Here is a 23,724-nt window from a genome sequence, read left to right on the forward strand (position 1 = left end):
GATTTAAAATGGGATTGTCATGAAATTATGATTTTAAAAGGGTAATGTCTATTTTATTTAAATATTAGGAGTTATAAAAGTACATATCATAATCTTCTTATTTAGTTATGAATAATGATAACACCTAAAGGTGATATATTGAAAACAATTGTTAAATCGCCAGGTTCTGCAACAGTTATAAATGCTATAGCCACTGGTTGTGGTTCTGCATTTGGTATTAGACGTTATGTAACTGCAGAAGTGGAATTAAAATCATCAAATATAATATGTAAGTCAGATAAAGATGTAGACACAAGTTTAATGGAGCTATGTGTTAAAAGCGTTCTCCATAAATTTGATATTGATACTGGAGTTAGAGTTAAAACATATTCTGATCTTCCAGTTGCATCTGGACTTTCAAGCAGCAGTGCAACTTCAAATGCAGTTACTTGGGCCACTGTTTCAGCTTTATCAAAGGAATATGGTTCTGATTATCATATGTCGGATATAGACGTATTAAATTTAGCTATAGATGCCTCGTTAGAGGCGGGTGTTACTATTACAGGTGCATTTGACGATGCAAGTGCTTCCTTTTTTGGAGGATTAACTGTAACCGACAACATGAATCGAAAAATTTTGAAAAAGCAAGACATGGAAGAGCAAAATATATTAATATATATGCCAGATAAAAAATCACTTACTGCACAATCTGATATTTTGAAGATGAAACTTCTCTCACCTTATGTCAAGCTTGCATTTGACCAGGCTTTAAAAGGTGATATATATAAAGCTCTAACTTTAAATGGACTTTTATATTGTGCAGCTCTTGAATTTAATCCTAATATTGCCCTTGATGCATTAAGTGCAGGTGCAATTGCGGCCGGATTATCCGGTACGGGGCCTTCGTTTGTAGCTGTAACTGATGATGACGCTTTAGATAATGTTTTAGACTCATGGAGCTCTTATGAAGGCAACATTATACATACTGAAGTTGATAATGAAGGCACGAAGGAAATTCTGAGTTAATAAGTCTCCTTTTTTAAACAAATTAAGGTGAAAAAGTGGATAGAGCAGAAGCTTTAAAAGTTCTTCAAGAATCTAGAGTCGCAATCGATAAAATAGATGAAGAACTAATATATTTAATAGAAAAAAGAACATCTCTTGCCAAGGATATTGTCAGTGCAAAAATGGCTCTTGGTATGGATATAGAAGATAAGAAAAGAGAAGATTTTATTCAAGATAAAATTAAAAAGATCTCCAAACAGAAAGAAATAGATGGAGACTTCATCAATAAAATAATGAAAATTTTGATGGAATTAAGCAAAAAAGAACAAGAAAAAATACTTAGGAGGAATACTAATGGGTAACATAAGAACATCATTCGTAAAAAGAACTGCAAAAGAATTAGTAGAAACATATGAGGGTAAATTTACCACAGATTTTGATGAAAATAAAAAATTAGTAGAAGAATTTTCTACTGTAAGTACAAAACATCTTAGAAATAAAATTGCAGGATATGTAACTAGACTAGTAAAACAAGGACCTCAATAGATCTTATAGATATCAATAGATTTCAGGTGTGACAGTTAATGGGAATTATAGTGGCCAAGTTCGGAGGAACATCCGTTGGTAATGGTGAACGGATTAAAAAAGCAGCGCAATCAGTTGTAAATGAATACATGAAGGGTAAAAAGATGGTAGTTGTGGTATCTGCAATAAATAAAACGACAGATGAGTTTTTAAAAATTGTAGATACTGCTATGGGAAAATCTATAACAGACAAACAGCTTGCTGAAGTTGTTTCAATGGGAGAAATGACCAGTGTTAGAATATTTTCATCAACTATCGAATCTTTAGGTGTTAAATCCGAATATGTAGATCCATATGCAGATGCTTGGCCCGTAATTACTGATAACAATTTTTTAAGTGCAAAAATTAACTTTGAAGTAACAGAAGAAAAATCAAGCAAGATTAAAGAGATGGTAGATGAGGGAATAATTCCTGTAGTCTGCGGATACCTTGGAAAAAATGAATCAGGGAATATCACAACTTTAGGGCGAGGAGGAAGTGACATAACAGCATTCTTACTGGGGCACTGCCTCAAAGCTGAGGAAGTTATTATTGTAACTGATGTTGATGGAGTAATGTCTACAGATCCAAACAAACTTCTCTCTGCTAAAAAGCTTGATAAAATTTCTGTTGAAGAAATGAGGGACCTTGCTACTCATGGAGCACAGGTATTACATCCTCATGCTTTGAAATACAAAGATCCAAAAATAGATGCTAAAATAATTGGATATGAGAAAGGAGATTTATCTACTCCCGGGACTGAAATAATGGGTCCATCTAATAATGAATTAATTAAATGTGCGACCATAAACAGCGAACCTATATCTGTTATCGCTGTTGTTGGGGAAGAGATTTTAACAAAATCTGGAATTTTGTCAAAAATCACAGATACTCTTGCAAAACATAAAATTAACATCTATGGAATTTCTACAGGTCAAAATTCCATAACTGTATTCGTTAATAAATCTGATTCAGACCGTGCTCATGAAGTTCTCCATGAGGTTGTTGTAACAACTGATGATTTAAGTTCTCTTTCTCTGGGAAGAGAAATTGCAATGATAACTGTTGCAAGTCAGGATTTTATAGACACTCCTGGAGTAATAGCAGAAATAACTGAACCTTTACAAAAAAGTAAAATAAATATTGTTGAGATTTCTTCAAGTCAGACTTCTGTTGTTCTTTTTGTGGATTGGGATGATGGTAATAAGGCTTATGAACTTGTAAAAGGTGTCTTAAAATGAAATTTGAAGGTACGACCGTGGCTATGGTGACTCCATACACGAAAAACGATGAGATAGATGAAGAAGGGATTCGTGAAAACATAAATTATTTGATAGAAAACGGCGTTAATGGGATATTAGCTGCAGGAACAACTGGTGAATCAGCTACAATATCTCACGATGAGCACAGAAAGCTGTTAGATATTTTAATTGATGAAGCTGATGGTAAAGTTACGACTATCGCCGGTGCGGGTAGTAATTCATCCAAGGAAGCTCTTGGGCTTGTTAAACATGCTGAAGATATAGGTGCAGATGGAGCACTGGTTATAACACCTTATTACAATAAACCGCAGCAAAATGGCCTTTATGAGCATTATAAATTACTTTCAGAATCTACAAATATTCCTATAATAGTTTACAATGTACCTTCAAGAACAGGTACAGATATAGACGTTGAAACTATAGGAAAAGTTGCAGAACTTGACAACATTGCTGCTATTAAAGAAGCAAACCCTGACCTGGATAAAGTATCTCAAATAATTAAAAAAATTGATGAAATAGGTAAAACTGATAAATTCGCAGTTCTATCTGGAAATGATGATCTTACACTTCCTATGATAGCTTTGGGTGCAAAAGGAGTGATAAGTGTTGTTGCAAATGTTGATCCAGCGCGTATGAGCCAGCTGGTTAATTATGCATTGGAAGGGGACTTTGAATCTGCATCTGAATCCCATTACGAACTTTATGATCTCATGAAAGTTCTATTCATTGAGACAAACCCAGTCCCAGCAAAAACAGCTTTAAGTATGATGGGAAGGCCAGCAGGTAATGTAAGGATGCCTCTTGCACCTCTTAATGAGGAAAACAAGGCTAAATTAAAAGAAGTGCTTAAAAACCTTGATTTAATTTAAATTATTATTTTTTAGCACATCCGTTAAAAACTATTATTTAATTTAATTTTTTATAATTACTCAAAAATTCCCTCAAAAACTATGTTTTTCGGGTTTTTTTATAATTTTTATAGGGAAGTTGGTAAAAATCAAAGATATTATGCCTGAAATAGAAAATTTTAGGTCGAAATCAATGATTTTCTGAATCAAAATATTAAATATTGGAGAGATTGATAAAATGATTGGAGTGGCTGTAACAGGCGCAAGCGGAAGAATGGGTTCTAAAATAATTAGGACCATACTTGAACAGGATGATATGAAAGTTGTAGCAGCAATAGAAGCACCAAATACTCCTTTTGAGGGAAAGGATGTGGGTGAAGTAATCAGCGTGGGAACCCTAGGTGTTCCTGTAAACGGCGCTGAAAAACTTGCTGAAGTTCTAACTGAAAAGAAGCCAGATGTGCTTGTTGATTTTACTATAGCAAATGCAGCCGTAGGTACAATCAAAACTTCCGCAGAATGTGGCGTTAATGTAGTTGTAGGTACAACTGGATTTTCAGACGAGCAAATGGAAGAAATGAAAAATGCTATAGAAAAAAATAATATTAAGGCAGTTATCGCTCCAAATATGGCAGTGGGTGTGAATGTATTCTTTAAAATCATTGCAGACCTTGCTAAAATCTTAAAAGATGATTATGATGTGGAGATAATAGAAGCTCACCACAAGCATAAAGCTGATGCACCATCTGGAACTGCAGTTAAAGCATATGAAGTTCTGGCAGAGGCACTTGGAAGAGATACGAATGAATGCGGCGTCTACGGCAGGCAGGGAATGGTAGGTGCACGTACTCCTGAAGAGATCGGAATACATGCTGTCCGTGGTGGAGATATCGTTGGAGACCACACTGTACTTTTTGCAGGTGAAGGAGAAAGAATTGAAATTGTCCACAGAGCACACAGCAGGCAGGCATTTGTATCTGGAGTAATTAAAGCAGTAAGATATGTTGTTGGTGCTTCGAAGAAAATAAGTGATATGGGAGATGTTCTCGGTATAAAATAAAAAAATAATTTGCTTATTTTATATGATATTTTTATTTTTTTATAGGGGGATATATGCTTTTTAAGAAACGTGAACCAGTAACTGAATTTGTTCCAACTTTCTTAAAGGAAGACCGTTCTGCTTTAAGAAAGATTCATGAAATGATAAGTGGTGCACAAAATCATATTTATATTGTATATCCGTGGATCACGCTTGGTGAGGAATTTATCATTCCTTTTGAAAATGCTTTATCTAATAATAAAGATGTAGAAGTATATCTTATCACTAAACTGGAAAAAGAAGATGTATTTCGAAGGCTGCATCAATTAGATGATGTTGAAAGGTGGAAAAGTATTTTCGGTGATAATATATCTATAAAATACAATAATAATCTTCATGCAAAGATGATAATTGTCGATGACACTGAAATGATTGCTGGATCTTCAAATCTAACTGGAAGCGGTCTTGGATCATCTAGAGATTATGAAGGAAAGCCCCAGATCGAAGCAAATATTTATACAAATGACCGAAAAGCTGTAGAAAATGGAGTAGGTTTTTTTGTCAGGCTATGGAGCCATAAAACTTCAAATAAATATGCTGATAATGAATATGTGTTATCATGTAAATCTTACCATCTATCTGGGATATATCAAAGATACAGAAAGGACTTTGATAAAATAGTGAATCAGGAGAAGATGCGGGTAAAGGACGATGGAACTTTAAAGTTTAATGGAATTTTAGGTTATTTGGATAGTAAAAAGGCGTATGTTTTGGGAAAAACAAGGAAAGATATTGCCGTGAAACTTTTGCGAGATAGCAGAAGTTTGAATTCATCTAAAATTGGTGATGAAGTAGAAATTTCAGGCAAATTTAACAGGATAGAAGGACATAGCGAGTTCATAATAAAAGAATTATCAAAGGGTACTGATGAATTTAACATAAATAATTTGAGGCTAGGTTTAAGTAAAATTAGGATAAATGGAGAAGTTGTAAGTATAGAAGAAGTAATTGAAATGGAGACTAAGTACGGCAGTAAAGTGTTAACACTTGTTAAAATTAAAGATAACACTGGAGATATCACTTTAGAGCTTTGGGATAATATAATTCCGAGTGGAAAACTTAAATGTGGTATCAAGCTGGAAATAACAAACGGCTATACAAAGGTCCATGAAGGAGAATTAAGATTAGGACTTCAAAAGAACGACGGAAAAATAAAGTTATTAGGTGTATAAATTTATAGTAGATAACATAAATTATTAGATATATTTAGTAAATTAAAGATAATATGACATAAATAAAATGGAAAGTCATTTCTAGGATATTTTGTTATGAATCTGTATTATAGGTGATTATATGGTAAACGTAGGTATTCTCGGAGCAACTGGAATGGTTGGGCAGAGATTCATCGAACTTTTGGCAGATCATCCAAAGTTTGAAATCACTGCTCTTACAGCATCTGCAAGATCAGCAGGAAAAAGATATGAAGACGCCGCAACTTGGTATCTTGATAGTTCGATACCAGAAAGTGTTAAAGATATTACTGTAGTTGATACAGACCCTAAAGAAACTAAAGATGTTGATATTGTGTTTTCTGCGCTTCCAGCAGATACTGCAGCGATTGTTGAGCCGAAGTTTGCCAAATCATGTATTGTAGCATCAAATGCAAGTGCAATGAGAATGGAGCCCGATGTTCCCCTGGTGATACCTGAAGTTAACCCTGAACATCTGGATTTAGTAGAAATTCAACAAAAAAACAGAGGATGGGATGGATTCATAGTAACAAATCCTAACTGTTCAACTATAGCTTTAACTCTCACTTTAAAACCGCTTTATGATCAGTATAACATAAAAAGGGTGTATGTTTCAACCATGCAGGCGGTTTCTGGAGCGGGTTATAATGGTGTTCCTTCAATGGCAATAGTGGATAATCTCGTGCCTTTTATCGGCGGCGAAGAAGAGAAAATGGAATCTGAAACACTTCACCTGCTTGGTGAATTTGATGGAGAATCTGTAGTCCCTGCGCCATTCGGATTAAGTGCTTCCTGTCACAGGGTTGCTGTTGTTGATGGGCATACTGAAGCTGTTTTCATTGAAATGGAAGATGATTTGGAAATTGAAGATGTTAAAAACCAAATGGGTAATTTCAAAGGCCTTCCACAAAAGTTAGATCTCCACTCTGCACCAAAAAACCCTGTTGTAATTAGGGAAGAAGAAAACAGGCCACAGCCAAGAATGGACAGGAATGCGGATAATGGTATGGCTGTAACTGTTGGAAGATTAAGGAAAGATGCTGCATTTGATAACAGTCTCAGATATGTACTAGTTGGGCATAACACCATAAGAGGTGCCGCTGGCGCTTCCATTTTGAATGCTGAACTTATTTCTGAGATAATGTAGTTGTATACTTGGGAATCTCATGCGTTTATAGTTTCTAGAGATTCTCAATGTGTAAAATAGTTAAATCTGATATTTTGGTGCTTGGCAGAGTTTCACTTTCTTTTAATTTTTAGTAATAATTCTCTGATTTTTATATAACACTTGTTTATTAACTTATTACCTTTTTAAGCTATGCATAACATTTAATTTTTTAAATAACTTATAACAAATATATGGATAAGTAATATAACAAATATGGGGATTTAATTAGGATAAATTTTATATATACCCTTTTTTAAATAGGGACTATACTCACAATTTAGTTGAAATAATATAAATTATACGTGATTATATTCACAGAAATGGATATTTTTTGTGATATAAATTGAATAACCATGGGGAATTTTATGCGAGAATCGTACAATATTTTTTGTATCACTTTAATTTTAACTATCTTAATTGTAAGTATATTTTCAGTATATGCAGATGATTCTAATTCCTCAAATATAACTGGAAATAGCACATCAACTAATATTACAAAAACAAATGTAACAAAGAATGCTGCAGTTCAACCAATGTCTATATGGGTGAGTGTCACTGAAACTCCATCAACTATCAATTTTGGAAGTTTAATGGCTGATGGTGTTGAACATACATATATCAATGCTACAAATGTTACTGTAAGCGCAGTGGGAATAACTGCTAGTCTTTATGTTAGTGCAAGTGGTGATTTTAAAAGCGGCAGTAATAGTATCCCATTAAGTAATTTTAAATATACTTCTCCTGATTCAAGTTCTACTACAACCAAAAAATCGTTTACTACGAGTAATGAGTTAGTAGGGACGTATGCTTATTTACTTGTTGGTAGTAAGACCTATCATATGAATTATTTTTTAACAATTCCTGAAGGTACTGAACCTGGTACTTACACCACAAAAATCACTTATACAGCTACTTAAAAATTTTAATTTTAATTTATGATTTTCATTAACATTACTAATTTTGTTAAATTTATTAATATGACAACCTTAAACTCTTTTTAATGAGCTTCTTATTTGATTAATTCAGTTATATGGGAATACTTTTTATTATATAAGTTAATACATTAAATAACATTGGATTTAATACAATTTAATTGATTTAATATTAATTAAGAAGTATAAATACGTTATTATTAAATTTTAAGTTTGTATATATCCTATTTCACAAAAACAGGACATTATATTTATATATAATGATCGCAATATCTCATTCTAATTGATATTCAGTTATAACTTAGTGATAATCGTCACTAATTGGATACAACGATAGCTATATAATTATTATATTAATAAGGACGTGATTAATAATGAATCAAAAAATAGTAGGATTAATCCCTTTAATCGCTGCAATGATGTTTGTAGCAGTTTTTGCAGTGGGGGACAATCAAGTGGCCGCAGCATCTACAGCAGATCAAACTGCAACTGTAACTGTCAATCAAAATATTGCTTTAAGTGTTAACACTCCAAGTATAGCATATTCTGGAAATGATGGATCTTACGCAACCAGTGATGAATATACTCTTTCAAATGATGGAAACGTAAAAATAAACGTGTATGCGAAGCTTGAAAATGAAAACTTTGCAGGTTCAGATCCTATTGACACATCAGGAACTAATATTTTCCAGATAGAAAATGATGCAAGTTCCTGGACAGATATTCACACTGCAGCTAGTGGTGCAGGAACAATATTAACCTCTACTAAATTAGACACTGCAAAACATGGCAGTAACACATTAGATACACTGCAGCGTTTAATGATACCAACTGGAACAGAAGCAGGTTCTTACACTAACACTATAACTTATACCGCTGTAGCATAAAATTAAAAAAAATATTTTTTTTTTTTAGTTTTATTTATTTTTAAGAAATCTATAAATATTCATAAATTCTATTTTTTTTAGTTACAGATCATTTAATAGATCTGGAGGTACATGATGATTTCAGGAAAAGTAAAGAAGTTTTCATTTGTTATATTAGTTTTAATCGTGTTAATTAGTCTTATTGGATCAGCTTATGGTGCAGGGCTTAGAGCTTCTCCACCAGAATTTAAATATAATTTAACATCATCTCAAACTGTTACTGGACAGGTAACTGTTACAAATATAGGCGACGTACCAATGAATGTGACGGTTAATAAAAAAAGATTATTAATGGATAGTATCCATCTGCTTTATTCTGATGGAGGAATTGCAACATGGATATCTGTTAATCCAACAAATTTTACATTAGCTCCTGGAGCTAGTAAAGTTGTATCATTTACTGTTAAAGCGCCATCGACTATAAATTATTCTGATGCAGAAGGAGCTCTAATTATTGGAGGTCTCCCAATACAATCTCAGAATAATAATAACTCAACTTTCTCCAGTTTAGCTATAAAGCAGGGCATAGAACTTGTTATTAAGATAATAGCTGGTCTTCCAGGTCCAATAATTGAATCAATACAGATGCTTCAGCATAGTGCACCTACAATCCTTCTTTCGTACATGCCTGGTGATTTTACATACCAGCTGAACAATAATGGAACAGTAGTTGCAAATATGAATGGAAGTATAGAGATTAATGGTTTATTAAGTAAACACAACGTGCCGATAAACGGCAGTGTTTATCCTGAAGATAATTATACTTTAACAGCACAGTGGACACCTGGATTTGCAGATTTTGGTCTTTATTCTGCTGATACAAACATAAACTATGGAAGATATCAGCAAGATAAGCTTCTTCAGGTCCATGATACAATTCTTGTAATTCCAGTATGGCTAATTCTTATAATAATTCTAGCTGTAGCAATCTGGATTATCCGGAAAAAGGAAATTCAGTCTCCGATCAATATTAAAATAGAAAGGAAAAAATAATTCACTCGAAAATTCTATGAATTTCCGGTACTCACAAAAACGAAGTTTTTGTGGCCGTAAAAAATCGGAGATTTTTCACATGTTGAAGGAAATGTTACACATTTCCTGAACCCCAAAATCGAAGATTTTGAGGGCCCCGAAAATTCCTCAAAAATTCTTCGAATTTTTGGGGCATGTAAAACTTCGTTTTGCGGTTGCGAAGTGAAGCATGCAAAACTTCATTTTGATGCTGCAAAAATCAAAAAACCGTAGGTTTTTTGAAGGCTGTCAAAACTTTTAGTTTTTGACGCCGCGAAAATGAAATTTTCGCAGGCTACGATTTTTGAGGGTTTTCTTTTACTATTACTATTTTTTTTAATTGAATTAGCTTTAAATCATATAAGAATTAATAGATAGTATAGTTCCTTGTTTTACTAATTAATATAGAGGGTACGCATGCTAAATGAACTAATTGCATCATTAAATCAGATAGACATTCTACTATTTTATTTAATTAATATCAACATGCAGAATCAAGTCTTTGATGTTATAATGCCTTTGATATCAAGTGTGGGATATTTTAGCATTTGGATCGGACTATGTGTTTTACTGTACATATTTGGCGGGAAGAAAGGGAGAAATGTCGCGTTAGTTTGTATAGTTGCCCTGGTATTCGGTTATTTTTTGACAGAAATTTTAAAGTATATTGTTGCAAGGCCAAGGCCATATGTTGCACTTAATGGAATACGAGTTTTAACAGATATGAGCGGCTCTTCATGGCCATCAGGTCACACAGTTGCTTCTTTTATAGGGGCAATTATAATTGGGAGGAGTTACAGCTTTAAATTTAAAGGTAAAAGGTGTAGATTGATTTATCCTCTGCTGATATTTGCATTTCTGGTTGGATTTTCAAGAATTTATAATGGAGTTCATTACCCATTTGATGTAATTTCAGGTGCTTTAATTGGTATATTTTGCGCTTTGTTAATTCTAATGATTGAAAAGGATATAATAAAGTTTAATGAAATGTTATCGTAAAAATACGGATAAAGCATTAAATTTAAAAATAAGTTCCAATAAATTATACATGATAAAATGCCATTACTGAAAGATAACGAAAGTGAACAGTTGAGACAACTGGTTAAGGCTTGTCTGCTTGAAATTAGCAAATTAAAGATTGAACTTAAAAAGTGTCAAACTGAGTCCAAAGAAGCAGGTAAGTTAGATACAGAACTGGTTAATAAAAAGAATCAGGAAATAGATGAACTTAAGCTGGCTTTGGAAGAAAAAGATGGGAAAATATCAGAACTTATGGGTCTTCTAGATGAAAGGAATAATGAACTGGAAGAACTTGAAAAAATTAAAAGATATTTTGACGCACTTACAGCTAAACCAAAAAAGGATTTGACTTCATTTCAATCCCAGGTTTATCAATTATTGAGCATGGATAAATGTACCACTCAAGAACTTTATGAACAGATAAGGGATATAGGGTTTAAAGAGTTATCTTTTGATAATTTTAACAGTATTTTGAGAAATTTAGAAAGGAAAGGTTATTTTAAAGCATTTAAAGAAAATGAAATAACTTTTTGGCAGAAAATAGAAAATTAAATTAATTTTAATAAATAATAATCTTCTTTTTTAATTAAATTTTTGAATTCGTTCCATAGATTTTATTGGTTTAACAAATGCACTCTTAATATTTTAATTCAATTTATTTAAGCGATACAAATTTAATAGATTTTATACTGAAATAGAATTTAACTTAATTTTTAAAAGTCTTGTTAATAAAACATTAAAATCAGTAATAGCTGCATATTTCATTGGATAATGAATATATTTAGAAAGTAATATTTTAACTAAGGATGGGGAGTTAAATATGATTCTAAGGTTACCCGTAGACTCTCTAAAATTATAATTTAGATGCAGAAGAATATTAAATATCTAAATTTTTTACAAAAATCTTTTACCATATAATAACTTATTAAAAACATAAATTAAAATTAATAATAATTTTACATGTATTAAAACAATTTTTTAGGCAATTTTAAACTTAAATAAACTTTTAAATAACTTATTTTTTTAAAAATAAAAGCAAAAGATTTATATTATTAAAAAAAATTATTAATAATAGTCCTGTGGCTTGTTAAATAATGAATTTAACAATGCTATCACGGAGGCGATAAAATTAAGCGAAAATCATTTTTTTCGTTACTGATTGCATTAAGTATAATGATCTGCGTTTTTCCTTCTGCAGCTTTAACAGAAAATCAATTTTCATCGAATAGTAATATTAAAACCATCTCTAACGAATATAAAAATATTTTACAGGTAAATGCAGCCTATTTAGTAACGGTAAAAAAGAAAGTTAAAGTATACTACAAATTAAAGGTCCCGGTAAAATCAAAGGTAAAAGTACGGTACAAATATAGGGGCAAGTGGAAATACAAGTATAAATATAAATACAGTTACAGGTACGTGTACAGGTACTACTACAAATATGTATATAAAACTTATAAAGTAAGGAATGTTCCTCCAGAAGAGTGTAAGACAGCGACTAAAAACGCTCAATCCAATGATGCGCAAATAAAATTGCTTGCCAAAAGTTTAACACCTACAACTGAAAATGTCACTGTTTCTAACCCAAATCCAAAACCAACAGCACCAGCACTTGTAGAAAATCCAGGTCCTGTTTCAGAACCTGGCAGTGAACCACAAATTACAGATTTCAATGGAAATGAAACTGCATATCAAGAGGCGTGGAATGCCTGGAATGAGACAAATACATCATATAATAATTATTTAAAAGCAAAACAAAGTTATGATCAATATTTAACGGATTATGCATGTTATGGGCAAAAATTGAGCCAATATGATGAAAAGATAACTGTAACTAAAAAACTTACAACCCTAGAAAAAGCCACCAATATTTTCAACTGGGTAAGAGACTGTGTAAATTATTCATTCTATTACAATACAAAAAGAGGGGCAATAGGCACATTAAATTCTAGAATTGGTAACTGTGTTGACCTGTCACATCTTATAGTGGCCCTTTCAAGAGCTGCAGGAATTCCAGCAAGATATGTACATGCAAACTGTAAATTCTCAAGCGGATGGTGCGGCCATGTATGGGCACAGTTGTTTGTCAATGGAAAGTGGATCAATGCCGATGCATCCAATAATATCAATGATTTCGGAGTAATACGTAATTGGAACACCAAAAACGATATTTTGGAGGGTGTTTATTCATCGTTACCCTTCTAAACATTTTAATTTTTACTATTTTTATTTTAAATTGTGATTTTATTTAAATGGGAGCTTTATCGAAAACTACTTATAGAACCTCTAACCCATTGATAAAATACAAAACAATTGAAAATTATTTTAAAAAAAATTTGAGGTTCACGAAAATAAAAAAATTTTCGGGACAGCAAAAACTTAGTTTTTGCATGTTGAAGAAAATATTGTCAAAATTTTAAATTTTGACACAACGAAAATCTTAGATTTTCGTATGCTATGTATTTTCTGAACATTCGAAATCTTAGATTTCGATGTTTGAGGAACTTAGCAAGAGCAAAATGCTTTGCATTTTTCGCTGCATAAAAAATCTCCGATTTTTTAATGTTCCTCAACCGTGAAAAACAAAGTTTTTCGCATGCCCCGAAATTCTACGAATTTCGAGGGCCGCATTTTAAAAAAAAAATGAGGTGATATAGTGGCACAATTAGGTGGTGGAAACCAACCAATTTTAATTTTACCAGAAGGTACTAACAGGTTGTTAGGCAGAGATGCTCAAAGAATGAACATCATGGCAGGAAAAGTACTCGCTGAAACTGTAAGAACTACTTTAGGTCCTAAGGGAATGGACAAAATGCTTGTAGACTCCCTTGGAGATATCGTTGTAACCAACGACGGTGTAACAATCTTAAAAGAAATGGATATCGAACACCCTGCAGCTAAAATGCTTGTAGAAGTTGCAAAAACCCAGGAAGACGAAGTAGGGGACGGAACAACAACAGCAGTAATCATAGCTGGAGAATTACTCAAAAAAGCAGAAGGATTACTCGACCAGGACATACACCCAACTGTAATCGCTACAGGTTACAGGCAGGCAGCAGAAAAAGCTCAGGAAATATTAAACGTAATTTCAATAGATGCTGATGACCGTGATACTCTCTTAAAAGTTGCAATGACTGCAATGACAGGTAAAGGAACCGAAAAAGCTAGAAAACCACTGGCAGAACTCATCGTAAGTGCTGTTAAACAGGTTGAAGAAGACGGTGAAGTTGACACAGATCACATAAAAATAGAGAAAAAAGACGGCGCTGTAGTGGACGATTCAACACTCGTACAAGGTGTAATCATAGACAAAGAAAGAGTACACCCTGGAATGCCATCAAAAATAGAAGATGCAAAAATCGCATTACTCAACTCTGCAATAGAAGTTAAAGAAACTGAAGTAGACGCAGAAATCAGGATCACAGACCCAGCTCAAATGCAGGCGTTCATCGAACAGGAAGAACAGATGATCAGAGACATGATCTACAAAGTCGAAGACTCAGGTGCAAATGTTTTATTCTGTCAAAAAGGTATCGATGACCTCGCACAGCACTACCTCGCAAAAGCAGGTATTCTCGCTGTAAGAAGGGTCAAAAAATCAGACATGGAAAAACTCGCTAAAGCAACCGGTGCTAAAGTTGTAACAAACCTCGAAGATCTCTCCTTCAACGACTTAGGACAGGCTGGAAAAGTAGTGGAAAGAAAAATCTCCGGCGACGACATGATATTTGTTGAAGAATGTAAAGATCCAAAAGCTGTTACATTACTGGTCAGAGGTTCCACATCACACGTTGTAGACGAAATCGAAAGAGCAGTTGACGACGCAATTGGTGTAGTTGCTTCCACAGTAGAAGATAAAAAGGTTGTTGCTGGTGGAGGAGCTCCTGAAATAGCAATATCCAAAGGGTTAAAAGAATACGCTGATTCAATCAGCGGCAGAGAACAGTTAGCTGTTTCTGCATTTGCAGAAGCTCTAGAAATTGTTCCAAAAACACTCGCTGAAAACGCAGGTTTAGACAGCATCGACGCTCTTGTAGACTTAAGAGCAGCACACGAAAAATCCCTCTACATGGGATTAGATGTCTTCAAAGGTGAAGTAACAGACATGTACCGTGCTGGTGTTGTTGAACCACAGAGAGTTAAAAAACAGGCTATGCAGTCCGCTGCAGAAGCTGCAGAAATGATCCTCCGTATCGACGACGTTATCGCATCAACTGGTGCCGGTAGAGCTGAAATGGAAGGTATGGAAGGTATGGGCGGAATGCCTGGTGGAATGCCACCAATGATGTAATAAACATCATTACCTTATTTTCTTTTTTTAAATCAATCTAAATATTAACTAGAAAATAACTATTTTCAATATTTAAACTGCTATTTTTAAATTAACTTGTTTTATCAATTTATATTGTCAGTTAGGGGATTATTAATCTTTGACTTAATGTTTATTTTAATTTTATAAAATAGATTAATTGATATTTATTTTAAATATAATGTCTATTATTATTTTAAACAGGGCTATAAACCTCTTCAAATTTCCTAATTAAATCGAAAATTTTAAATAATAATTTAGAGTTATTATGTTCATTTATTAATAAATTATTCATTGTTTTTAATGATATGAAGGGGGATAAATAAAATTAGGATGAAAATAATTTATAAATACACGGATAAATTACTAATATTATTTTTTTTATCTTTTATAATATTAATAACTCTATCTGCTGTTGATGCAGTTTCTCCAAGTTCACCAATTATTTATGTGAACTGTTCGCATGGAAATGATAGTTGGGACGGATTTTCATGGAGCACAGCAAAATTAAGCATTAAAAATGCAACAGGGACCATAACTAACGGTGGAACAGTTAAAATTGCAAATGGAGTGTATACTGGGGTAAACAACACTAATATCACTATTGATAAGAACATGACCATTACTGGGCAAAGTCAGAGGGGTACTGTAATTGATGCTCAACATTTAAGTAGAATATTCAACATTACAACCGGTAATAACGTTATAATTCAGAATTTGACATTTACAAACGGAAATGCCACAATTGTTGGTGTTATTGTCAATAATGGAAATTTAACTATTAATAACTGTTTATTAGTAAATAACACTGAAATTGGCATTTATTCTGATTATCATGCAGGTATTATTTACAGTAATGGTAATTTAACTGTTAATAAATGCATATTTGCAAATAACGTCGCAACCTATGGTAATGGTGCTATTTATAATGAAGATGGTACTTTGATTGTTAACAGTAGCATTTTCACAAATAATACTGCATATTATGGTGTAGGTGCTATCTCGAATTTGGGTCGTTTGACTGTTATTGGAAGTACTTTCACAAATAACACTTCAAGTGAATTTAGTGGTGGTGCTATCTCGAATTTGGGTCGTTTGACTGTTATTGGAAGTACTTTCACAAATAATTATGCACCGTGTGGAGGTGCTATTGACAATTACCAAGGTTTTGGGGCTGTTAATAGTAGCATTTTCACAAATAATAGAGCATTTTGGGGAGGTGCCATTTACAATAGTGGTAATTTAAATGTAAGTGGAAGTAGTTTCACAGATAATTCTGCAGTTTATGGTGGTGCCATCTATAACAATGGAAAGTCTACCATGCACTTTAATCGATTTATTAAAAATTTTTCAAGTGATATTTACAATACCTTTATCTCATGTGATGCTAATTACAATTGGTGGGGCTCAAATGTAATGCCATCAACTGAAAGACTTGTAAATGCAACTGTATCTAAATGGCTGGTTTTAACCATTAAATCAAGTTCAACTAGTATTGGTAATTATAAAACATCAATTATAACCGCAGACCTATGCCATGATAATACTGGTGTTTACCATAATCCCGCAAATGGACATGTTCTTAATGGTATTAAAGTGATTTTTAAAACAACTTTAGGAACTGTAAACAGTCCATTATACACAGTTAATGGAATTGTAAGATCTACTTTGAAATCAGGGTCAGTGGCAGGAGTTTCTAAAGTTTCAGCTGCAGTTGACAATCAAACTGCAAATGCTTCAGTAAAAGTAATAGACACTATTTCGCCAAAAGTAATTTCGACAAATCCAAAGAATGGTTCTACTGGAGTTTCCAGGACAAGTACTATTGCGATTAAATTCAGTAAAAAGGTTAAAGCAAGCATATACTGGTCTAAAATTTACATTAAAAACCTCAAAACAGGAAAACGAGTTTCAATTAAGAAGTGGATTTCGGGAAACACTCTCTACATTAAAATGATTTATCTTAGATATACTCGCAGCTGGTATCAAATTTACATTCCAAAATCTGCAGTGAAAGATTACGCAGGTAACAAGGCTTCAGGATACATTTTAAACTTTAAAACAAGAAGTTATTAAAATCATTTTTTTTATTTTTAATTTACTATTTTTATTAAATTAATAAAGTATTTTGTATAATTTAATTTTAAAATTACTGATTAATGATATGTATTTCGTATAAATACTCTATTAATGTCTTTTTACTCTCTAATTAATTTATATTAGCATTTAATTCGATAAAATCACAGCAAATCATATTGCTTAGATAATATATTAACTTTAATATAAAATTAAAATAGTAAAATTAATGTATTATATGTGATCTAGGAAATATTATGGAGAATAACTTGAAATTCATTTGAATTTTAGCATATCATTAATTAATCAGTGTTTTATGGTTTTTTCACATCAATTAGTTTTTTAAGAGTGAACCATTACAGTATGTTCTAAGATAAGTCGAAATATATTTTTCTCTAAAAGTCTCATTGACAAAAATATAACTATAAAAGGCCAAATCAGAGATGGTACCATTATTAATGGTACTGATTCAGCACAAATATTCACAGTTCAAAGCGGGGCAAACGTTACAGTCCAGAATATAACATTTGCAGATAGTACTGGAAGCCGTGGATCTGCATTTTATAACAAAGGTACTTTAATTATTAACAATTGTAGTTTTATAGGTAACACCGCAGATCAAGAAGGTGGTGCTATTTACAATACTCACAACTTAGTTATTTCAGACTGTACTTTCACAGGTAACAAGGCAAACAATGGAGGTGCCGTTTATATTTACAGTTCAGGAAACTTAATTGTAAATAACAGCACTTTCACAGATAACACTGCAACTACTAATGGTGGTGCTATTTACATTCTAAATGGTGCTCTAAATATAGGTAACAGTACTTTTTCAGGTAACCATGCAGGTTATGGTGGTGCTATTTACAATGGGGACACCTTAACTCTAACGAATATTACATTCACTAATAACAATGCAGGTGTTAGTGGTGGTGCGGTTGTCAGCAATACAAATTTAATTGTAAATAACAGTATTTTCACAAGTAACCATGCAGGTTGGTATGGTGGTGCTATCTGGAACAGTGGAGATTTAAAACTAACTAATGGCACTTTTACAGGCACCACTGCAGGTCATGGAGGTACTATTTATAATTACTACGGTAATTCAGTTATAAATGGCACTAATTTCACAGGTAACAATGTAAATTATTATGGTGGCGCTGTCTACAATTTACATGGTATTTCGAATATAACTAACAGTAATATATCAGGCAACACTGCAACATCAGTTGGTGCTGCTTTTTATAATGAAGAAGGTACTATGAATGTGCATTTTTGTCAAATTGTTGGAAATTTAATTGCAGGGAATGCCAGGGACATATATAACAGCAGTGGTTCTGTTAATGTTGAGTATAATTGGTGGGGTTCAAATGATGGGCCCTCAGCAGAAAGGATTTATGGTGTAACTGTTTCTAAATGGCTTGTTTTAACTATTAATAAGGATCATGCTATTGTTAAAGCTAATGGCCTATCAACCATAACTGCAGACTTATTACATGATAATGATGGAAATTACATTGATCCAAATTTGGGTCATGTTCCTGATGGAATAACAGTAAACTTTAACACAAATTTAGGAACTATTGGTAGTCTTTCATCACTATTTAATGGGATTGCACAGTCTACTTTAAGCGGTGGAGTGATAAGTGGTGTTGCCAGTGTTTCAGCTGCAGTGAACAGTCAAACTGTGAATACATTGGTTACTGTAGATGCGGTTCCTCCAACTGTAAGTTCTATTGACCCTGTAAATAAAGCGAAAATAAAAATTGTCAATAAAGAAATTAAAATAATTTTCAGTGAGCTGATACAAGCAGGTGGTACATATGGTGCCATTTCGGTTACAGGGCCTTATGGACCTATTTCAATAACTAAAAGCATTAGTGGAACTGTTCTAACTTTAACACCAACTTCAAACTATGTTGATGGTATTTACAGCGTAAATATACCTGCAGGTGCAGTGACAGATTTAGTTGGTAATGATTTAGCATCAGCACTTGATTCAACATTCACTGTGGACACAATAGCTCCAACTGTAAGTTCTAATGATCCTTCAAATAATGCAAAAATAAAGGCCACTGATAAAGCGATTACTATTACTTTCAGTGAACCAATACAGGCCGGCAGTGCTTATGATAGTATTTCTATTATTGGGCCTTCAGGGGCTGTTTCAGTAACTAAAAATATCAAAGGAAATGTTTTAACCATAACTCCAATTTCAAGCTACATTAATGGAAATTACACTGTAAATATTCCAGTAAATGCAGTAACTGATTTAGTTGGCAATGGTTTAGAGTCTGCATTCACTTCAAGCTTTACTGTGGATACAGTATCACCAGTAGTAACTGCGGCTCCAAATAGCGGATTATCCAACAGCACTATCAATGTAGTTATTTCAAGTGAAAAGGATGCAACAATAAACTACCGAATTAATAGTGGCTCATGGCATACTTTTACAGGCAGTGGAAAAATATCAATAAGTAATGTAGGAACCAATAAACTTGAATTCTATGCTGTTGATAGAGCAGGTAATCCTTCAGCCCATAAAATTTGTAGTTACACAATTGATAAAACAGCTCCTAAGGTGGCTGCCACTTCTCCTAAAAATGGAGCTGCTGGAGTTTCAAGAACAGCTACAATTTCAATAAGGCTCAGTGAGAACATTTTAAAAAGCAGTAACTGGTCCAAAATTTACATTAAAAACCTGAAAACATGTGCCAAATATAAAATAACTGCATGGGTCAGTGGAAACCATCTTTACATTAAAACCAACAGTAAAAGAGCAGCATACACATGGTATCAGGTTTACATTCCAGCAGCAGCGATAAAAGATAGTGCAGGCAACAATTTAGCAGCAACTTATGCATTTAAGTTTAAAACAGGAAAATATTAATTTCCTGATTTTTATTTTTTTAACTAATTAATTTCATGAAACTTTAATTCTGATAATCTTATCATCACCAGATTGGGGAACTCCCCGCCCATCTCTATTTGATGTGGCAATATACATGTATCCGTCATGCACCACAACCTCTCTAATTCTTCCTAAACTGGTAAAAAGAGCTTCTTGACCAGTCACACTATTTCCCTCTATTGAAAGTGTTATTTTACGTAATTGAGATCCACGCAGCCCTGCAACATACAAAGCACCGTTATAATAAGCTATTCCTGATGGGGCAAGAGTGAAGTCTGTATAAACACTAAGCGGTTTGATGTAACCTTGTGCTGATTCATTTCCCTGATAGATAGGCCACCCATAGTTTCCGCCCTTTGTAATGATATTTATTTCATCATTTCTCGTTGCTCCGTGATCAGATAAGTACATTTCTTTTGTTAATGGGTCCCAGGTTATCCCCTGTGGATCTCTGAGTCCGTAGGCATAAACATAGTTTCTGAAGGGGTTATCTGATGGTACAGTACCATCTTTATTGACCCGCAGTATTTTACCACCTAAAGAATTAATATCCTGGGCTGATTGATTGTTAGTGGCATCCCCTGTGGTAGCATATAGTTTTCCATCGGACCCGAACTTTAAACGGCCCCCGTTATGGAATTGTGCATTTGGTATCCTATCAATTAAAACAGTTTCATTTTTCAGTGTCCCGTTTAATGTGAATCTTGAAATTCTATTTCCATTTGCACCTGTGTAATATAGGTATATGAATTTATTTGTGTTGAATTCAGGATCTACTGCAATTCCCAGCATTCCAGACTCACCTATTTGGGTGACAGTGATAGTTCCAACAGTTTTAGTGGTACCGTTATCAAAGATACTTACCCTTCCGTCACGCTCTGTAAAGATCATTTTACCATCTGGAAGAAAATCAATTGCCCATGGTGTATTCAGATCTTGGACTAAAATTTCGGTTTCATAGCCCTGTTGATTTGCGGGCTTTGGTATAATGAAATATAAAGCCGAAATTATAATTAAAAAGACAAAAATAATGATGATGACAGTTTTGCGTTTCATATTAAACACCAAATCTTATAATACTATTAATTTTGTTCTTATTAAATATGTTTAATATTCTAAAATACAGGTTTTAAACGTGTTTAAAAAGGAAAGGGATTAGTTATTGTGTATTCTTTTAGATATCTGAAAAATTAGGTACAACCTTAAATTTTTTAATTGGGGATTAAAAATAGAAAAGTAGTGATAATTTACACGGAAAAAGGTGATTTTTTTGCAGGTTAAAGCTCATGTTTTTATAACTGGAAAAGTACAGGGAGTCTATTTTAGATATAAGACAAGAGATGAGGCTAAAAAGTATGGAATAACTGGTTGGGTCCGTAATCTTCCTGATGGTAGGGTTGAAGCCCTTTTTAATGGAAATAAGGAGAATGTTGATAAACTCATTGCTTTTGTTGGTAAAGGGCCTTCAGGGGCTAAAGTTATGGATGTTGATGTAAAATGGCAGGAGTACGGTGGGGAGTTTAGTGATTTTGAAATTCGTTATTAAGTTAATTTATCTCTTTTTTTGTTTTTAAGTTAGATTCGTTTAGAATATGGCAATGCTCTAAGAAGTTAATTGTTGTGCAGTGATTGTTTTGTTAAATTATGAAATTAATCCTAAAAATCCATTATATTTTTTAAACATTAATTATCTGTTTTTATTACTTTAAAGAATATTTTTCTGTATGGTTATGTTATATATGGCTTTAAATTGTCTTTTATATTTTAATTCCGTAGGATAGTTAATATTCTGTAATGCAAACGGTTTAATAATAATTTTTACATAAGTAATATTTGGTTAATTGGATTGAAGAAAAATGCGTAGTATTTTCCTGAACCTGAAGTAAGGGATTTTTTTAAGGATTTTTGAGTTATGAGGTGAAAATTTGGATCAGTACAAATTGTTTTTACAGAGAATGGGTCTAATTGGAACGTCAACTTTTTTGGTAACTATAACTGGGATTATGCTCCTGCCTATTTTAACTCAAAACCTTTCTATTCAAGATTATGGTGTATGGACTCAGTTTCAAATCACAATTACGATTATTCCTGCTATTGCAATATTGGGGCTGCCCTATACCATGGTAAGATTTTTAGCTGCTTCCAAAAGCAGGACTGAAATACAGGAAGCATTCTATTCAATTTTATTTACAGTTATATTTGCCAGTATAATCGGTGCTGCTGCATTGTATATTTTGGTAGTGCCCATTTCACATGTACTTTTTAATGGAAATGTAGGGGTAGGTTTGATTCTTCCACTTACTGTAATTATGTCCGCGCTGCAGCTTGTTTTTGTTGATTATTTCAGAGCGTCCAACCAGATGACAAAGTACGCTGTTTTCACAACTCTACAGGCGTATATGGTGGTTATTTTTGCGTTATTGCTTGTATTAATGGGAAGGGGAGTAGTGGGGGCCGTTACAGGAATCTTAATAACTCAAACTTTAATTTCTTTAATAATGTTTACATTTGTGCTTAAACAGATTGGATTTAAAATTCCAAGGTTCCACAATTTAAGGCAGTACCTGACATTTGGATTACCTACCATTCCAAGTAATGCATCTTTTTGGGTGTTAGATGCAAGTGATCGTTATATAATAGGGATAGTACTTGGTATAACTTCGGTTAGTTACTACTCTGCAGGTTATACAATAAGTTCGCTACTTACCATCCTCACATCACCGATTTATACAGTTCTGCTTCCTATTTTATCTCAGTTTTATGCTGAAAGAAAAATCAGAGAAACTAGATTTCTTCTAAATTATGCTATTAAATTGTATTTAATAGTGGCTGTACCTGCTGTAATTGGATTATCTATTCTGGCTCGACCTTTATTGTATATATTATCCACTCCAACGTTGGCTAACCAGGGATATCTTATAACTCCAATTCTAGCTACTGGGGGATTGTTCTTTGGTCTTTATTGTATTATAACTCAAATAATAGTTATGGAAAGGAAAACAAAAATTACTGGTAATATATGGGCTATATCTGCAATATTAAATATTATTCTTGATGTGACATTTGGATACTTCCTTGGAATTATCGGTATAGCAATTATAACGCTGCTTCTTTATCTAACGGCCTTTTTAATTACAGTTTACTATTCCCTGAACTATATAAGGTGCGATTTCTACATAAACTTTGCAAAAAAAACAATATATGCCGCATTCTTCATGGCTCTATCGCTCATTCTCTTGAATCCCTATGGCCCAGTTAATATAGTACTGTCTGGAATATTTTCATTTGCATTGTATATATTTGTATTATGGCTTCTTAAAGGAATTAAAACAGATGAAATCAAGTTCTTCACAGGTATGATAAAGGAATCTTTAGTGAACGTTTATTGTGCACTGCGGGGATTATAAAATTTAAATAATTAGAG

20 protein-coding genes and 1 pseudogene are annotated in these 23,724 nt (G+C 33.1%); 20 read left to right on the forward strand and 1 reads right to left on the reverse strand.

The window, feature by feature from the left end; all coding sequences use genetic code 11:
- Window positions 1–138: 138 nt before the first annotated feature.
- The 18 genes and pseudogenes from EJ01_RS13270 to EJ01_RS13350 all read left to right on the forward strand — a co-directional run bounded on the left by EJ01_RS13270 (window position 139) and on the right by EJ01_RS13350 (window position 20,279).
- Window positions 139–1,005 (forward strand): shikimate kinase, encoded by an 867-nt coding sequence (locus EJ01_RS13270; RefSeq protein ID WP_048080700.1) that lies wholly within the window; start codon window positions 139–141, stop codon window positions 1,003–1,005.
- A gap of 35 nt (window positions 1,006–1,040) precedes the next feature.
- Window positions 1,041–1,346, forward strand: coding sequence for a chorismate mutase (locus EJ01_RS13275; protein ID WP_048080699.1), 306 nt, complete (start codon window positions 1,041–1,043; stop codon window positions 1,344–1,346).
- Window positions 1,339–1,530 (forward strand): 30S ribosomal protein S17e, encoded by a 192-nt coding sequence (locus EJ01_RS13280; RefSeq protein WP_048080698.1) that lies wholly within the window; start codon window positions 1,339–1,341, stop codon window positions 1,528–1,530. Before EJ01_RS13275 ends, EJ01_RS13280 begins: the two co-directional genes overlap by 8 nt.
- Window positions 1,531–1,568: 38 nt before the next feature.
- Window positions 1,569–2,789 carry an aspartate kinase gene (locus tag EJ01_RS13285; RefSeq protein WP_048080697.1) on the forward strand — a complete coding sequence of 407 codons (1,221 nt, stop codon included), beginning with the start codon at window positions 1,569–1,571 and terminating at the stop codon, window positions 2,787–2,789.
- Entirely contained in the window at window positions 2,786–3,679 is an 894-nt protein-coding gene (dapA, locus tag EJ01_RS13290) for a 4-hydroxy-tetrahydrodipicolinate synthase (RefSeq protein WP_048080696.1), read from the forward strand. Before EJ01_RS13285 ends, dapA begins: the two co-directional genes overlap by 4 nt.
- Window positions 3,680–3,896: 217 nt before the next feature.
- Complete coding sequence (gene dapB / locus EJ01_RS13295; RefSeq protein ID WP_048080695.1) at window positions 3,897–4,718, forward strand: 4-hydroxy-tetrahydrodipicolinate reductase; 822 nt, start codon at window positions 3,897–3,899, stop codon at window positions 4,716–4,718.
- Window positions 4,719–4,771: 53 nt separating this feature from the next.
- Entirely contained in the window at window positions 4,772–5,929 is a 1,158-nt protein-coding gene (locus EJ01_RS13300) for a phospholipase D-like domain-containing protein (protein WP_048080694.1), read from the forward strand.
- Between the two features lie 121 nt (window positions 5,930–6,050).
- Window positions 6,051–7,094, forward strand: coding sequence for an aspartate-semialdehyde dehydrogenase (gene asd, locus EJ01_RS13305; RefSeq protein ID WP_048080693.1), 1,044 nt, complete (start codon window positions 6,051–6,053; stop codon window positions 7,092–7,094).
- 386 nt (window positions 7,095–7,480) lie between these two features.
- Window positions 7,481–8,032 carry a hypothetical protein gene (locus EJ01_RS13310; protein ID WP_048080692.1) on the forward strand — a complete coding sequence of 184 codons (552 nt, stop codon included), beginning with the start codon at window positions 7,481–7,483 and terminating at the stop codon, window positions 8,030–8,032.
- Between the two features lie 389 nt (window positions 8,033–8,421).
- Window positions 8,422–8,934, forward strand: a complete 513-nt coding sequence (locus EJ01_RS13315) for a hypothetical protein (protein ID WP_048080691.1) — start codon at window positions 8,422–8,424, stop codon at window positions 8,932–8,934.
- A gap of 114 nt (window positions 8,935–9,048) precedes the next feature.
- Window positions 9,049–9,966, forward strand: a complete 918-nt coding sequence (locus tag EJ01_RS13320; RefSeq protein WP_048080690.1) for a fimbrial biogenesis chaperone — start codon at window positions 9,049–9,051, stop codon at window positions 9,964–9,966.
- Between the two features lie 435 nt (window positions 9,967–10,401).
- The gene (locus EJ01_RS13325) at window positions 10,402–10,983 is read left to right on the forward strand and encodes a phosphatase PAP2 family protein (RefSeq protein WP_048080689.1); all 582 of its coding nucleotides are present in this window, start codon (window positions 10,402–10,404) and stop codon (window positions 10,981–10,983) included.
- Between the two features lie 57 nt (window positions 10,984–11,040).
- Complete coding sequence (locus EJ01_RS13330) at window positions 11,041–11,556, forward strand: hypothetical protein (RefSeq protein ID WP_048080688.1); 516 nt, start codon at window positions 11,041–11,043, stop codon at window positions 11,554–11,556.
- Window positions 11,557–12,177: 621 nt separating this feature from the next.
- Window positions 12,178–13,209, forward strand: coding sequence for a transglutaminase-like domain-containing protein (locus tag EJ01_RS16715; RefSeq protein ID WP_052376187.1), 1,032 nt, complete (start codon window positions 12,178–12,180; stop codon window positions 13,207–13,209).
- 451 nt (window positions 13,210–13,660) lie between these two features.
- On the forward strand, window positions 13,661–15,295 hold the full coding sequence (thsA, locus tag EJ01_RS13340) for a thermosome subunit alpha (RefSeq protein ID WP_048080687.1): 1,635 nt from the start codon (window positions 13,661–13,663) through the stop codon (window positions 15,293–15,295).
- Window positions 15,296–15,646: 351 nt separating this feature from the next.
- Window positions 15,647–17,389, forward strand: a complete 1,743-nt coding sequence (locus tag EJ01_RS13345) for an Ig-like domain-containing protein (RefSeq protein WP_048080686.1) — start codon at window positions 15,647–15,649, stop codon at window positions 17,387–17,389.
- A 454-nt stretch (window positions 17,390–17,843) separates the two neighbouring features.
- Window positions 17,844–18,260, forward strand: a pseudogene (locus EJ01_RS18105) (right-handed parallel beta-helix repeat-containing protein); the annotation flags it as partial.
- Between the two features lie 390 nt (window positions 18,261–18,650).
- A complete protein-coding gene (locus EJ01_RS13350; protein WP_048080685.1) occupies window positions 18,651–20,279 on the forward strand; it encodes an Ig-like domain-containing protein in 1,629 nt (542 codons plus the stop codon).
- 33 nt (window positions 20,280–20,312) lie between these two features.
- Here the strand turns inward: EJ01_RS13350 and EJ01_RS13355 are convergent, their stop codons facing one another.
- The gene (locus EJ01_RS13355; protein ID WP_048080684.1) at window positions 20,313–21,356 is read right to left on the reverse strand and encodes a PQQ-dependent sugar dehydrogenase; all 1,044 of its coding nucleotides are present in this window, start codon (window positions 21,354–21,356) and stop codon (window positions 20,313–20,315) included.
- Between the two features lie 205 nt (window positions 21,357–21,561).
- Here EJ01_RS13355 and EJ01_RS13360 point away from each other — a divergent pair, with 205 nt between their 5' ends.
- Window positions 21,562–21,846, forward strand: a complete 285-nt coding sequence (locus tag EJ01_RS13360; RefSeq protein ID WP_245611212.1) for an acylphosphatase — start codon at window positions 21,562–21,564, stop codon at window positions 21,844–21,846.
- Window positions 21,847–22,225: 379 nt separating this feature from the next.
- Window positions 22,226–23,707 (forward strand): oligosaccharide flippase family protein, encoded by a 1,482-nt coding sequence (locus EJ01_RS13365; RefSeq protein ID WP_048080682.1) that lies wholly within the window; start codon window positions 22,226–22,228, stop codon window positions 23,705–23,707.
- Window positions 23,708–23,724: the final 17 nt, after the last annotated feature.

The organism is Methanobacterium veterum (assembly GCF_000745485.1).
GTDB lineage: Archaea > Methanobacteriota > Methanobacteria > Methanobacteriales > Methanobacteriaceae > Methanobacterium_D > Methanobacterium_D veterum.

What these genes read in the sequence shown, in the direction of transcription:
- EJ01_RS13315 (WP_048080691.1), top strand. Translation starts at nt 8,422, where the DNA reads ATGAATCAAAAAATAGTAGGATTAATCCCTTTAATCGCTGCAATGATG.
- EJ01_RS13300 (WP_048080694.1), top strand. Translation starts at nt 4,772, where the DNA reads ATGCTTTTTAAGAAACGTGAACCAGTAACTGAATTTGTTCCAACTTTC.
- asd (WP_048080693.1), top strand. Translation starts at nt 6,051, where the DNA reads ATGGTAAACGTAGGTATTCTCGGAGCAACTGGAATGGTTGGGCAGAGA.
- EJ01_RS13325 (WP_048080689.1), top strand. Translation starts at nt 10,402, where the DNA reads ATGCTAAATGAACTAATTGCATCATTAAATCAGATAGACATTCTACTA.
- EJ01_RS13280 (WP_048080698.1), top strand. Translation starts at nt 1,339, where the DNA reads ATGGGTAACATAAGAACATCATTCGTAAAAAGAACTGCAAAAGAATTA.
- EJ01_RS13310 (WP_048080692.1), top strand. Translation starts at nt 7,481, where the DNA reads ATGCGAGAATCGTACAATATTTTTTGTATCACTTTAATTTTAACTATC.
- dapA (WP_048080696.1), top strand. Translation starts at nt 2,786, where the DNA reads ATGAAATTTGAAGGTACGACCGTGGCTATGGTGACTCCATACACGAAA.
- EJ01_RS13355 (WP_048080684.1), bottom strand. Translation starts at nt 21,356, where the DNA reads ATGAAACGCAAAACTGTCATCATCATTATTTTTGTCTTTTTAATTATA.
- EJ01_RS13320 (WP_048080690.1), top strand. Translation starts at nt 9,049, where the DNA reads ATGATTTCAGGAAAAGTAAAGAAGTTTTCATTTGTTATATTAGTTTTA.
- EJ01_RS13345 (WP_048080686.1), top strand. Translation starts at nt 15,647, where the DNA reads ATGAAAATAATTTATAAATACACGGATAAATTACTAATATTATTTTTT.
- dapB (WP_048080695.1), top strand. Translation starts at nt 3,897, where the DNA reads ATGATTGGAGTGGCTGTAACAGGCGCAAGCGGAAGAATGGGTTCTAAA.
- EJ01_RS16715 (WP_052376187.1), top strand. Translation starts at nt 12,178, where the DNA reads ATGATCTGCGTTTTTCCTTCTGCAGCTTTAACAGAAAATCAATTTTCA.
- EJ01_RS13350 (WP_048080685.1), top strand. Translation starts at nt 18,651, where the DNA reads ATGAATGTGCATTTTTGTCAAATTGTTGGAAATTTAATTGCAGGGAAT.
- EJ01_RS13330 (WP_048080688.1), top strand. Translation starts at nt 11,041, where the DNA reads ATGCCATTACTGAAAGATAACGAAAGTGAACAGTTGAGACAACTGGTT.
- EJ01_RS13285 (WP_048080697.1), top strand. Translation starts at nt 1,569, where the DNA reads ATGGGAATTATAGTGGCCAAGTTCGGAGGAACATCCGTTGGTAATGGT.